Consider the following 12,881-nt stretch of genomic DNA (forward strand, 5'->3'; position numbering starts at 1 on the left):
GGGTCCTTTGGAGCTGAGTCGTTTACGACATCACCCGGTTCGATCGAGGTGCTCTGTCGTGATGCGTTTACGACATCAGCTCCAAAGGGGCCACGGGACATCACCTTCTCGCTGTCGGCCGTTGGCGATGCGCCTTTGCCCAGCCGGCCGTCAGCGGGCGGCGTTGCCGCTGCGTAGCGCGCAGTTCACGCGGTAGGCTTCGGCAGCGATGACGGTGTCTACCTGGCTACGGGTACGTTGGCCGCTTCCTCGCCCGGACGGGACGTGGCACGTTCCTCTACCTCGCCGGCATCCACGCCATGGGGACACTCGGCGTCGTTCACTATCTCGAAGACCACCTGAACGAGCTGTATCGCGAGGTGAAGAACCGCCGATTCTCCCTGCTGGTGGCGTGCACCTACGACGCCGCGAAGCGTGTCGTGAAGAAGGTCGACCCGTTGACGCCGATCTACCGCAGCGAAGGCGTGGCCTGATGCGCGTCTCCACCGCCTCGGATGCCGGCGACCCGAAGTCGGCCAACGAGGACTGGGCCATGGCCAGCGAGAGCCTGATCGTGGTGCTCGACGTGCTTGAGCAAGGCGGCCCGACCGAGCTGATCAGCGGAGTTCGTGCGATCGAGGCCGCCGACCCGTCCTGCATGAGGTGGGCGCGCAACAAGCGCAGCGACGACGCCACCGCCGTCTACGCCACCTGAGCGCAGAATGCCTCGGGCGACATTCGCCGGTAGCGATCTGCTCGGGTTCCTCCGGCTCACCGGCCACGCCGCCGCCTCAAGTGTCGCCGGACGAGTCCGACAAGTAACGTGACAGAAGCTATCGACCGTTTTCGAACCGGCTCGGCCGGTAGCTGCCCGACTGTCCGCTCCTGGAAGGACGTACCAGATGCCCCTGTCCCTCGACCGACGACGGCCGCTCCGGCGGGTGCTGGCGGGCCTCGCCGCGCTCGGTCTGATGACCGTGCTGGCCGTCGTCCCCGGCTCGCCGGCCTCGGCGGCGGTGACCACCGTCGTCGGCGTCGGCTCCGGCCGCTGCCTGGACGTGGTCGGCAACAACAGCGCCAGCGGCACCGGCGTCAACATCTACGACTGCCACGGCCAGGCCAACCAGGCGTGGAACGTCACGGCCGCCGGCGAGTTGCGGATCTACAACGACACCCGCTGCCTGGACGTCAAGGGGCAGGACACGACCGCCCCGGCGGTGGTGCAGATCTACACCTGCACCGGCGGGGCCAACCAGAAGTGGCGGATCAACTCCGACGGCACGATCGTCGGCACCCAGTCCAACCTCTGCCTGGACGTCACCGACGCCGCCACGGCCAACGGCACCCTGGTCGGGCTCTGGACCTGCAACGGTCAGAGCAACCAGCGCTGGACGACCTCGCTCGGTAACGCCGACACCCAGCCGCCGACGGCGCCCGGCAACGCCCGGGTCAGCAACCTGCTCTGCAACTCGGTGACGTTCGCCTGGAACGCCTCGACCGACAACGTGGCGGTCGCGTACTACGACGTCTACCACGACGGCCAGCAGGTCAAGACCGTCAGCGGCAGCACGCTGTCGACCAGCCTCACCGTCGTCCCCGGCGCCACCTGGGGGCTGTACGTCAACGCGCGTGACGCCGCCGGCAACGTCTCGCAGGCCAGCGCCACCGTGTCGATCACCCCGCCGCAGTGCCAGGCCGACACCACGCCGCCGAGCGCGCCGCAGCAGCTCACCGGGTCGGCGTCGGGCACCACCGTGTCGCTGTCCTGGACGGCGTCCACGGACAACGTCGGGGTGCGCGCCTACGACGTGTACCGCAACGGCGTCAAGGTCGGCACGGTCTCCGGCAGCGGCACCACGCCGCCCGCGACCAACTTCATCGACAGCGGCCTGGCAGCCAGCACCAGCTACCAGTACCAGGTGCGCGCGCTGGACGCGCAGGCGAACTCCTCGCCGGCCAGCAACACCGTGACGGTGGTGACCGGCGCGTCCTGCGGCACGGCGGTCTGCACGGTCCGGCAGGTCGCCACCGACACCGACATCCCGTGGGGCCTGGTCACGCTGGCCGACGGCACGGTCCTCTACAACCGGCGCGACGCGCACGACATCGTCCGGCTCAACCCGGCCACCGGCGCGAAGACCACCGTCGGCACGGTGCCGAACGTGCAGAGCACCGACGGCGAGGGCGGCCTGCTCGGCCTGGCGGTCTCCCCGACCTTCGCCACCGACCAGTGGCTCTACATCATGCACACCTCGCCCACCGACAACCGCATCGTCCGGATCAAGCTGCAGAACGGGGCGCTGGCCACCTCCACCCTGCAGGTGCTGGTCAGCGGCATCGGGCGCAACAAATACCACAACGGCGGTCGGCTGCGCTTCGGCCCGGACGGCAAGCTCTACGCCGCCACCGGCGACGCCCAGAACGGCGACTACGCGCAGAATCTCAACAACCTCGCCGGCAAGATCCTGCGGCTCAACACCGACGGGACCGTGCCCTCGGACAACCCGTTCGGCAGCTACGTGTGGAGCTACGGCCACCGCAACCCGCAGGGGCTCGCGTTCGACTCGCAGGGGCGGCTCTGGGAGCAGGAGTTCGGCAACTCGATCATGGACGAGACGAACCTGATCACCAAGGGCGGCAACTACGGCTGGCCGGCGTGCGAGGGCACCAGCGGGGCCTGCGGGACCGCCGGGTTCATCGCGCCGAAGCGCACCTACTCGACCGCCGAGGGCTCCTGCTCGGGCATCGCGGTCGTCCGGGACGCGCTCTACGTCGCCTGCGCCCGGGGCACCCGGATGTACCGCGCGGTGATCAGCGGCAGCAGCCTCACCAACGTCCAGACGTACTTCAACGGCGTGTACGGGCGGCTGCGCACCGTCGAGCCGGCGTCGGACGGCGGCCTCTGGCTGACCACCACGAACACCGGCGACAAGGACAGCGTCCCCAACAACAGCAACGAGCGGATCATGCACGTCACGCTCGGGAGCTGACCGACGGCGGTACGCGGCTGCGCGTACCAGGAAGAGATGCGGTCGTCTGTCGGCCGCGCGGAGGGCCCCGGCCGGTGCGGCGGTCGGGACCCTCCGCGTCCGGCTACTTGGTGGCCCGGATCTGCCGGTGCATGGCCTCCTGCTCGGCCGTCAGGTTCGATCCGAGGCCCTGGCGGGAGAGCGCCATCGGGACCCCCCAGGCGTCGCCCTCGGAGAGGATGAAACGGCCGAAGGCGAGTTCGGGATCGTGGCGGGCCGCCAGCGCGTCGAGCTGCCCTTTGGCGTTCTGCGACAGGTCGATGCCGTGCTCGAGGGCCAGCAGGAAGGACCGGAACGTGGTGGAGAGGACCGCCGCGCCGCCGAGGGGGTTGACCAGGTCCATCTCCGGGATCGGGTGTCGGCCGCCGCCGATGCCGACCAGGAAGGAGCGCTTCCTGGCGAGGTCGGTGACGACCATCCAGCTGTACCGGCCGTCGAAGACGTGGAAGTCGGTCGTGCCCATGGTGCCGCAGCGGATCAGCAGTTGCCGCGTCTCGTCGAAGACCTCGGTGTACTGCTCGACCCGGATGATGCTGCTGATGCCCAGCCGGAAGTACGGGCCGAGGACGGCGTGCTTGTCGGCCCACTGCCGCGTGCGGTACGCCTCGATCGCCTCGAAGCGCGACTGCTGCTCCCGCTGCTCGTCGCCGCCCGTCAGCCACGCGATCAGGCCCGGCTGGTCGACCAGGCGGTGGTCCGGCAGCTCGCCCAGCGCGCTCGGGAAGCAGTGCATCAGCCTGCGGAACTCCCGCACGTCGCCGGGGGTGGCGGACACCCCCTCGACCCACGGGCTGACGTGCACGTACGAGTGGGAGCCCGCGGACTCGAGGACGTGCACCTCGCCCCACGGTGCCGGGTCCTTGCCGGTCGCCATCAGGTCGACGTGACCGATGAGCTGGAGCACGAGGTCCAGCAGCGTGGCCGGGTTGTTGAACCGCCCGGCCGTGATCTCCGGCGGCACGGCCGGGTCCCACCCCAGCAGTGCGGCGCCGGGGCTGCCCATGAAGCTCGCCCGGTCGTGGAAGACCGTCTTGATCCCGAACGTGGCGCGAAGCCGTCCGGGCAGGTAGGGAATGGCGCGGCGGAGCGTGATCGGCGCCACCGCGCCGATGATGGCCTGGGTCATGTAAGTCTCCTGTGTGGACGGTTGCGGTCGCCAGACAGCTGCGGGGGAGTGCCGGTCGGATCGTGGGCGGAATCTGCCTCGACGAGTCGTGAATGGCTCGGAGGATTTCGTTCCGCTGCGACCATACGGGTTCGGTGGCGATTCCGGAAAGCCGCCTTCGCGGGTCGGAGGTGACCGGAAGCCGTCCCTGGAAAGGCTTGCGCGGAATTCCGCCGGTGTGGTGACGACGGGGCCGGTGGTGTGCCCGGTGGATGGCGATGGGTGTCGCCACACCGACACGGATTGCGGGCCCACGCCAAACGGGCCAGGCTGTAAAAAGAATTTGTTGTTTTCGATGGAACCGCCGGCCGGTCGCGGGCGTCTCAGGGGTGCCCGACGACGTGAGGAGACTCCTATGCCCAGGATGAAGCGAACCACCGGCGCGGCGGTGCTGACCTGCGCCGCCGTGCTCGCCACCACCGCACCGACCGCACCCGCGGCGGCGGCCGGCGGCGTCCTCTCCGGCACCCGGGAGGTCACCATCGTGCGGGTGCAGGCGTTCGAATCCGCCGTCTCCCTCGACGGCGGCTGGCTGACCGAGGTCGACGACGACAGTGGCCGCCAGCTCTTCGTCCCGACCCCGCTGGGCGGCGGGAAGTACCTGATCAAGTCCTACGGCAGGCGCGACGGCCACCCCGCCAACGACGAGCCGGCCTGCTGGCAGGTCTACCACGAGGGCTCGCAGCCGCTGACCGTCGAGGGCGCGGTCTGCGACGCCAGCAAGCCGGACCAGCAATTCTCCATCGCCTCGGTGGGCAGGAGGGAGTACGCGATCAGCAACCACTGGGCGTACCTGCAGTACTTCCCCCGTACGGGCCTGATCCTCGAAGAGCTGGGCGACGCGCCGCTGCTGAGCACGTTCCGTCTCATCGACAACGGCCCGGCCCGCCCCCCGGCCGGCGGCTGAGCGGCACCGGTGCGGCCACGGCCCACCGGGCCTGCCGCAGATCCGGCCCGGCAGCGGGCGACCACACCGAAGCGGCCACGTGGCTCAGTGAAGGATCGGAGAATGACGTGCTGACGTCGAGACGAGCGCTCGCGGTGCTGCTGGCGGCACTGCTCACGGCGGCCGGAGCGGGCGTCGCCCGCCCCGCGCAGGCCGCGCCGGTGGGCATCACCAACGGCACCCAGTTCACCGACACCGCCGGCAACCCGCTGCATGCGCACGGCGGCGGTGTGCTCAAGGTGGGCGACTACTACTACTGGTTCGGCGAGAACCGCAACACCGACAACACCTTCCGGTACGTCTCGGTCTACCGCTCGTCGGACCTGAAGAACTGGGAATGGCGCAACAACGTGCTGACCCAGGCGTCCTCTCCCCAACTCCAGACGGCGAACATCGAACGACCGAAGGTGATCTACAACAGCGCCACCGGTCAGTTCGTGATGTGGATGCACAAGGAGAACGGCCGCGACTACTCCGAGGCTCAGGCCGCGGTCGCCACCTCGTCGACGGTGGACGGCAACTACGTCTACCGGGGCGCGACGCGCCCGCTGAACCACATGTCGCGCGACATCACTTTGTTCAAGGACGACGACGGCACGGCGTACATGATCTCCGCGGCCAACGACAACCGGGACCTGCACGTCTACCGCCTGACCGCCGACTATCTGAGCGTCAGCGCCCGGGTGCAGAACCTCTGGCCGGGCAGCTACCGCGAGGCACCGGCCATGTTCAAGCGCGGCGGCGTCTACTTCCTGCTCACCTCCGGCGCCACCGGCTGGGCACCCAACCAGCAGAAGTACGCCACGGCGTCGAGCGTCGTCGGCTCCTGGAGCGGCCTGCAGAACGTGGGCGACGGCACCGCCTTCGGATCCCAGACCGCCTACGTCCTGGCCGTGCAGGGCACGCAGACCACCAGCTACCTCTACCTGGGCGATCGCTGGGCCGGCGACGGCCAACAGGTCAACGCCTCGAAGTACGTCTGGCTCCCGTTGAGCTTTCCCACCGCCACGACGATGAGCATGACCTGGAGCCCCGGTCTCACCATCGACGCCGCCACCGGCGTGATCGTCGGTTCCGGGGCGTCCCCGCAGTTCGTGGCCGGCTACAGCGGCAAGTGCCTCGACGTCAACGGCGGCTCCGGCGCGGACGGCGCCACCGTGATCCAGTGGAGCTGCGGCAGCGGCGGCAACCAGAGGTTCGCCCTCGACGACGCCGGCGGCGGCTACTACCGCCTCGTCGCCCAGCACAGCGGCAAGTGCCTCGACGTGGCCGACGGCTCACGCGCCGATGGTGCTGCCGTCATCCAGTGGAGCTGCGCTGCCGGCGCGTACCACCAGCAGTGGCAGCTGCGCGCCTCGGGCGCGACGACGCAGCTGGTCGCCCGGCACAGCGGCAAGTGTCTGGACGTGGCCGATTGGAGCTCCGCCGACGGCGCGGTGGTGGATCAGTGGACGTGCAACGGCGGCGCCAACCAGCAGTGGACCCGACGCTGACCCGCCGGGTGTGCCGGTGAGCAACGCGGCGGGTCAGCTCAGGGTGAGGGCGTAGAGCCTGATGCGGGGGTCGTCGGGCAGGGTCACCGAGCGCAGCTCCCTGCCCGGGTCACGGTGGCGGTCTTCGCCGGCGTGCCGGCCCAGTGGTACACGTACGGGGCCAGCAGGTCCGGCTCGTCGCGGCGCGGATGAACGACTTCTGCTGGCGGCTGTACGACGGCGACATCCACGCCGCGTATCCCGCGTCGTAGGGTGGCTCAATGATCACCTGTGTCGTGCACTACACCATCGACCCGGCGCAGATCGAGGCGTTCGAGCGCTTCGCCCACGAATGGATGTGGCTGGTGAACCGGCACGGTGGCGTGCACCACGGTTACTTCCTGCCCGCCGAGGGGGCCAGCGACAAGGCCGAGGCGCTGTTCAGCTTCGAGAGCCTGGCCGCCTACGAGCGTTACCGGGCGCGCTTCGGCAGCGACCCGGATTTCGTCGCCGCCGACCGCATCCGCGAGGAGTCGGGTTGCGTGGTGCGCTACGAGCGGACGTTCATGCGCCCGCTGCTGCCCGTCGAGCCCATCGGGTGACATCGGGCTGCCGGCCGCAGCGGGTGTGGCCGGCGACCCGGACACCCCGGCGGCCGAGCGGTGACGAGGCGTCGTCGGCGCGAGTTCGCGGAGCCTGGCCTCACTCGCGGGTCGAGGGCAGGCGCACCGTGAAGGTCGCGCCCCGGCCCGGATGGCCCTGGGCCTCGATCGTGCCGTGGTGACTGGTGACGACCTCCCGCAGCAGGGCCAGCCCCAGCCCGAAGCGGCGCTCCCCGGCGTTCGTGCCCCGGTGGAACCGGTCGAAGAGCCGCTGCGCGTCGGCCTGGTCGAAGCCGTCCCCGGTGTCGGCGACCACGAGTTCGGCCTGGCCGTCGCCGGCCCGCAGCGTCACGCCGATCCGGCCCCCGGCGGGGGTGTGGGCCAGCGCGTTCGCCAGCAGCTCGCTCACGACCCGGCGCAGCGCCGACTCGACCCCGGGCACGGGCAGGGGGGCGCCGGGCGTGTCCACCGTGAGCGTGACCCGGCGTTCGGCGGCGCGTTCGGATTCGGCGGCGGCTGTCGTCGCGACCAGCGAGGTGAGGTCGACCGGCGGGCGCGGAGAACGGCCGGCGGGGGCCGCGGCGAGTTGGGCCGAGAGCAGCAGGTCGTCGACGACCTCACCGAGCCGGCGGGTGGTGCCGATCAGCAGTTCCAGGTCGTGCAGGTGCGGCGTCGAGCCGGCGGTCCGCGCCCGCCGGGCCATCAGCTGGGCGCGGGTGTGCACCTGGGCGATCGGGGTGCGCAGTTCGTGGCTGGCGTCGGCGACGAAGCGGCGCTGGCGGGTCAGCGCCTCCGCGAGCGGTGCGACGGCCCGGCAACTGACGAGCAGGGCGGTCAGCACGGCGGCGATGATCCCGACGGTCGCGGCGAGGCTGAACGCGAACAGCAGGTGGCGGCGGTCGGAGAGCTGGAAACGCGCGTCGAAGACGGCCTGGACGACGACGTCGCCCCGGGCCTCGGTGCGGACGTGGTAGACCGTCGCGTCGCGGGCGACGCTGCTGGTCTCGGTGCTCCGGGTGGCCGCGACGCGGACCAGCGCGTCGCGCAACGGGAAGCCGGTCGGCGGGGCGGTGCCGGCCTCGACGGTGCTGCCGTCGTACTCGAAGATCCACACGCACACCGGCGGGTCGGCGATCGTGCCGTACCGGGTGCCCCAGGCGAGCTCCCGCTGGATCTGGGCCTCCTGGTGGCGGACCAGCGCCGCGTACGAGATGGCGCCGCCGGATGCCAGCAGGGTGCCGATGGTCAGGGCGACCAGCACGGCGATCCGGATTCGGGCCCGCCGGACGACGGCCCGCTCGGCCGGCTCGATCAGAGCCTGCCGAGCCGGTAGCCGAGCCCGTGCACGGTGCGGATCACCGGCCGCCCGAGCTTGCGCCGCAGGTAGTAGACGTAGGTGTCGACGATCGATGCCGCAGCGGTGTCGTCGAAGACCCGTCGGCGCAGCTCGTTGCGGGGGTGCACGGTGTTCGGCCGGGCCGCCAGCACCCGCAGCAACTCGAACTCGCGGGCGGAGAGCGCCACCCGGGTGCCGTCGGCCAGCACGGCGTCGCGCGCCGTCAGGTCGAGCCGCCCGGTGCCGACCCGCAGGACGACGGTGGACTCGGCGGTGCGCCGGCACAGCGCCCGTACCCGCGCGCTCAGCTCGTCCAGGTCGAAGGGCTTGACCAGGTAGTCGTCGGCGCCCGCGTCCAGCCCGGCGATCCGATCGTCGACCGTGCCGAGCGCGGTGAGCATCAGCGTCCGGGCCGGGACGCCCCGCGAGCGCAGCCGGGTGATCAGGTCGAGACCGTCGAGCACCGGCAGCAGCCGGTCGACGACCAGCACGTCGTACGCGCGGGTCAGGCCGAGGTGCAGACCGCGTTGGCCGTCGGGGGCGCGGTCGACGACGTAACCCTCCTCGACCAGTGTCTCGGTGAGCAACTCCGTGAGATCCGCGTCGTCCTCGATCAGCAGCAGCCGGTTCGGTCTTCCGCCGTGCACCCCTCCACGATTGCATAGAAGAGTGCCGATGCAATGTGCGGTGGCTGTCTCCTTCGTCACTCCGAAACAGCCAGGGCCGGCGTGGGCGCGGCGGCCGGCCGGGCCTCCCGCCGCTCGATCCAGCTCAGCAGCGGCGTGGTCATCAGCGTGGTGGTCAGCGCGACCAGCACCAGCACGGTGAACAGCGACGGGTTCACGATGCCCGCCTCCAAGCCCACGTTCAGCGCGATGAGCTGCATCAGCCCCCGGGCGTTCATCAGCGCGCCCACCCGCAGCGCGACTCCCTGCGGCTCGCCGCGCAGCCGGGCCGCCGCCCAGCAGGCGCCGTACTTGCCGATGATCGCCACCAGCACGCAGGCCAGCGCGAAGAGCAGCACCGGCAGGCTGCCGAGCAGCCCGAACTCCGTGCGCAGGCCCGAGTACGTGAAGAACAGCGGCAGGAAGACCGTGGCGGCGATCGGGGTGAGGGTGTCCACCACCTTGTCGGTGTTCTCGGTGCGGGGCATGACCACGCCCACCGCGAAGGCGCCGAAAACCGCGTACAGCCCGATCTCGTCGGTGTACCAGGCCACCAGGAAGAGCAGGACCACCGTGCCGAGCAGCCGGGCGCGGTCGTTGAGGCCAGGGCCGGTCATCAGCGCGGTGGTCGTCCGGCGACCGCCGAACCAGAGCACCAGCCCGAAGAGGACCGCCCCGCCCGCGGTGACGATCGCCGGGCCGGCCCGGCCGGAGGCGAAGGCCAGCACGACGGCGAGCATGATCCAGGCGACCATGTCGTCGATCGCGCCGCTGGCCAGGGAGAGGGTGCCGTGCCGGGTGCCGGCGTGGCCGCGTTCGGTGATGATCCGGGCCAGCATCGGGAAGGCGGTGATGGCCAGCGCGACGCCGACGAACGCGGCCGAGACCGCGAGCGAGGTCCCCTCCGCCCTGATCGGCACGACACCGGAGGTGGCCAGGACCAGCAGGACCCCCAGCGCGAGCGGTGCGGCCACCCCGGCCAGCGACACCACCCCGGCGGTGCCGGCGAGACCGGTGACGCGGTGCGCGGTGAACGCGTACCCGGCCTGGAACATGAACAGCACCAGGCCGACCTGGCCGACCACGTAGAGGACGGGGAGCAGGGCGGTCGGGAAGAGGGCGTCCTGCACCTGCGGCAGGAGCAGCCCGAGCAGCGACGGGCCGAGCAGCACGCCGGCCAGCATCTCGCTGACCACGGCGGGCTGACCGGCCCTGCCGAGCAGCCAGGCCACCCCCTTGCAGAAGAGCAGGATCACCGCGACCGCGATGAAGAACCGTGGTGCCAGCTCCGTCGGGGTCATCGGGCAGTCTCCTCGAAGTAGTTGCCGCACAGGCGCAGTCGACGGGCGTCGACGACCATCCAGGCACCGAACACCAGTTGCCGGACGCTGCGGCCCACGTCGGCCCAGCGGTCCCGCCACCGCATCACGCCCAGCCGCAGCCGGCCGGGGCCCGCGAACCCCACCGGTGTCAGGTACGCCGGCCCCCGGCTGGGCAGCGACCGGCTGTGGGAGACCGACGAGCTCAGGGCGTACCGGCGCAGCACCTCACGGGTCGCGGCGCGCAGCATCACCGGCGCGACCCCCCGCGCCGGGCAGGCCCGGTTCGCGGTGATCCCGTACGGGACGAAGTGGGCGTCGCGGCGGGTGAGGGTCCGCCACCGGTCCGGGTCGAAGCGGTCGTCGGCGGCCCCGGCGCGCTGGAACGCCGGGTAGTTGAACAGCAGCACCGATCCGGTGGGCAGCGACACCCCCGTGGGCAGGGTGATCGGCGCGGAGGTGATCCGGTGCGCGACACCGAAGAGCGGGTGCAGCCGCAGCGACTCGTCGATCGCCCGGTCCAGCGCGGCGTCGTCGAGGCCACGCTGCCGCTCGGGATGGGTGGCGAGGTCCAGCAGCACGTGCGCCATCGCCTCGGACATCTGCACGACCGCCGTGGTGAAGAAGGCCCCGTGCAGGTACCAGGCCGTCTCCTGGGCGGTGAACGGCGGCGGCAGCGTCACCGGGCAGGTTCCCGCGTCGACGCGGTCGCGCAGGTAACGGGTCAGCGGGTCGCGCCGCCGCAGGTGCCGAAGGCCGGTGCACTTCAGCGCGGCGACCACGTCGGTGGCGTTGGCGACGATCAGCGCCCGCGCGTCGGCCGGGCACGCCTCGTCGAAGACCAGTTCGTAGCAGACCTCGGCCCACACCGGCATCATCAGGTCGCGCAGCCGCACGTGCTGGGTCCGCCCGGCGGGCAACCCGTCGAGCACCCGCCGGGTGGCGGCGGTCGTCAGGTCGTCCGCGCGCGGCTGCCGTACCGCGAGCACCCGCCTGGTCGTGCCGGCCACGACGCGGTAACGCTCGCCGGGCTCCAGATGCTCCTGGTGCATGTGCGCTCCGGGGGAGAGCCAGTACCAGAACAGGTCCGACAGCCCGGCCCCCCGGCTGCGCCCGTCGGCCGCCGGGTCCGCGTACAGCCGCTCGAAGTGCTCGACGCCGACGGTCGGGCCCGGCACCGGGATGCCCTCCGCGCCGTTGACCCTGGCGAAGACCCACTCCCGGAGCCGGACCACCGCCGGGGGCAGCCAGCGCGGGACGGCCCAGGCCGTGCCGAGCGCGACCAGGGCGCCCAGGACGACCGGGGCGCTCACGGGCGGGCCGCCGGGGCGATCAGGTCGACGCCGAGGTCGCCCGGTCTCGTCGCGCCGGCCAGCGCCAGCGCCCCGTCGAGGTCGGCGCGCAACAGCTCCAGCACGTGCCGCACCCCGGCGGCGCCGCCCACCGCGAGCCCCCAGAGCACGGGGCGGCCCACCAGCACGGCGCTCGCGCCGAGCGCCAGCGCCACCAGGACGTCGACGCCCCGGCGGACGCCGCCGTCGAGCAGCACCGGCAGCCGCCCGGCGACGGCCTCGACGACCGCGGGCAGCGCGTCCAGGGTGGCGAGCGCGCCGTCGAGCTGCCGGCCGCCGTGGTTGGAGACCAGCACGCCGTCGACGCCGTGCTCGACGGCCAGCCGGGCGTCGGCCGGGTGCAGCACCCCCTTGAGCAGGATCGGCAGCGTCGTGACCCCGCGCAGCCAGGCGATCCGCTCCCAGCTCAACCCGGCGTCCATCTCGATGTCGCGGACCTGGCCGGTCGCGTCGCGCATGTTCTCGCAGACCATCCCGGGCGGCAGGTCGACGAAACCGTGCCGCAGGTCGCGGTCCCGCCGGCCGAACACGGGGGAGTCGACCGTCACGACCAGGGCCCGGCAGCCGGCGGCCTCGGCCCGCCGCACCACGGCGGTGGTGAATTCCAGGTCCGGCTGCGGGTAGAGCTGGAACCAGGGCGTTCCGCCGGCCGCGGCGATCTCCTCGACCCGCCGGGTGGCGGCCATGCTGACCACCATGACCGTGCCGGCCTCGGCGGCGGCGCGGGCGGTGGCCACCTCACCGTCGGGGTGGGCCAGCCGGTGGAACGCGGTCGGGGCGATCAGCACCGGCATCGAGACCGCGCTGCCGAGCAGCGAGATCTCCAGGTCGCGCTCGCCCACCCCGCGCAGCACCCGGGGCACGATCCACCGCCTGGCGAACGCCTCCTCGTTGGCCCGGGCCGTGCGTTCGCCGCCGGCCCCGCCGGCGAAGTAGTCCCAGCGCGTCGGGTCCAGGCGACGACGCGCGTCGGCCGCCACGTCGGCCAGGTTCAGCCCCGCCTCGTCCATCGCGGG

General features: G+C 71.8%; 12 protein-coding genes. 6 read left to right on the plus strand and 6 right to left on the minus strand.

The annotated features are described in order from the left end of the window. The first annotated feature begins 299 nt into the window (after positions 1–299). The 3 genes from ACLQ2V_RS14080 (at position 300) to ACLQ2V_RS14090 (ending at position 2,969) form a co-directional block, all read left to right on the plus strand. Entirely contained in the window at positions 300–473 is a 174-nt protein-coding gene (locus ACLQ2V_RS14080; RefSeq protein ID WP_425718904.1) for a hypothetical protein, read from the plus strand. Further along, the gene (locus ACLQ2V_RS14085) at positions 473–694 is read left to right on the plus strand and encodes a hypothetical protein (RefSeq protein ID WP_425718905.1); all 222 of its coding nucleotides are present in this window, start codon (positions 473–475) and stop codon (positions 692–694) included. The genes ACLQ2V_RS14080 and ACLQ2V_RS14085 overlap by 1 nt, the downstream gene beginning before the upstream one ends. Positions 695–881: 187 nt before the next feature. Further along, complete coding sequence (locus ACLQ2V_RS14090) at positions 882–2,969, plus strand: PQQ-dependent sugar dehydrogenase (protein WP_425718906.1); 2,088 nt, start codon at positions 882–884, stop codon at positions 2,967–2,969. Positions 2,970–3,072: 103 nt separating this feature from the next. On the opposite strand, the gene ACLQ2V_RS14095 is transcribed toward ACLQ2V_RS14090, so the two are convergent. Continuing rightward, a complete protein-coding gene (locus tag ACLQ2V_RS14095) occupies positions 3,073–4,134 on the minus strand; it encodes a hypothetical protein (RefSeq protein WP_425718907.1) in 1,062 nt (353 codons plus the stop codon). Between the two features lie 403 nt (positions 4,135–4,537). Between ACLQ2V_RS14095 and ACLQ2V_RS14100 the strand changes: the two genes are divergently transcribed. The 3 genes from ACLQ2V_RS14100 (at position 4,538) to ACLQ2V_RS14110 (ending at position 7,193) form a co-directional block, all read left to right on the plus strand. Then, a complete protein-coding gene (locus ACLQ2V_RS14100) occupies positions 4,538–5,080 on the plus strand; it encodes a hypothetical protein (RefSeq protein ID WP_425718908.1) in 543 nt (180 codons plus the stop codon). Between the two features lie 107 nt (positions 5,081–5,187). Further along, positions 5,188–6,612, plus strand: a complete 1,425-nt coding sequence (locus ACLQ2V_RS14105; protein ID WP_425718909.1) for an RICIN domain-containing protein — start codon at positions 5,188–5,190, stop codon at positions 6,610–6,612. Between the two features lie 260 nt (positions 6,613–6,872). Further along, positions 6,873–7,193 (plus strand): NIPSNAP family protein, encoded by a 321-nt coding sequence (locus ACLQ2V_RS14110; protein WP_425718910.1) that lies wholly within the window; start codon positions 6,873–6,875, stop codon positions 7,191–7,193. Positions 7,194–7,293: 100 nt separating this feature from the next. Here ACLQ2V_RS14110 and ACLQ2V_RS14115 read toward each other — a convergent pair whose 3' ends face one another. From ACLQ2V_RS14115 to ACLQ2V_RS14135, 5 genes are read right to left on the minus strand one after another with little or no spacing between them, the layout of a single operon-like run. After that, complete coding sequence (locus ACLQ2V_RS14115) at positions 7,294–8,454, minus strand: sensor histidine kinase (RefSeq protein ID WP_425718911.1); 1,161 nt, start codon at positions 8,452–8,454, stop codon at positions 7,294–7,296. Between the two features lie 50 nt (positions 8,455–8,504). Further along, a complete protein-coding gene (locus ACLQ2V_RS14120) occupies positions 8,505–9,176 on the minus strand; it encodes a response regulator transcription factor (RefSeq protein WP_425718912.1) in 672 nt (223 codons plus the stop codon). 56 nt (positions 9,177–9,232) lie between these two features. Then, positions 9,233–10,495 carry a cation:proton antiporter gene (locus ACLQ2V_RS14125; protein ID WP_425718913.1) on the minus strand — a complete coding sequence of 421 codons (1,263 nt, stop codon included), beginning with the start codon at positions 10,493–10,495 and terminating at the stop codon, positions 9,233–9,235. Continuing rightward, positions 10,492–11,826, minus strand: a complete 1,335-nt coding sequence (locus ACLQ2V_RS14130; RefSeq protein ID WP_425718914.1) for a cytochrome P450 — start codon at positions 11,824–11,826, stop codon at positions 10,492–10,494. The genes ACLQ2V_RS14125 and ACLQ2V_RS14130 overlap by 4 nt, the downstream gene beginning before the upstream one ends. Further along, positions 11,823–12,875, minus strand: coding sequence for an alpha-hydroxy acid oxidase (locus ACLQ2V_RS14135; RefSeq protein WP_425718915.1), 1,053 nt, complete (start codon positions 12,873–12,875; stop codon positions 11,823–11,825). The genes ACLQ2V_RS14130 and ACLQ2V_RS14135 overlap by 4 nt, the downstream gene beginning before the upstream one ends. Between the last annotated feature and the right edge of the window lie 6 nt (positions 12,876–12,881).

This window comes from Micromonospora sp. DT233 (assembly GCF_049841815.1).
In the GTDB taxonomy this organism is placed as follows: domain Bacteria; phylum Actinomycetota; class Actinomycetes; order Mycobacteriales; family Micromonosporaceae; genus Micromonospora.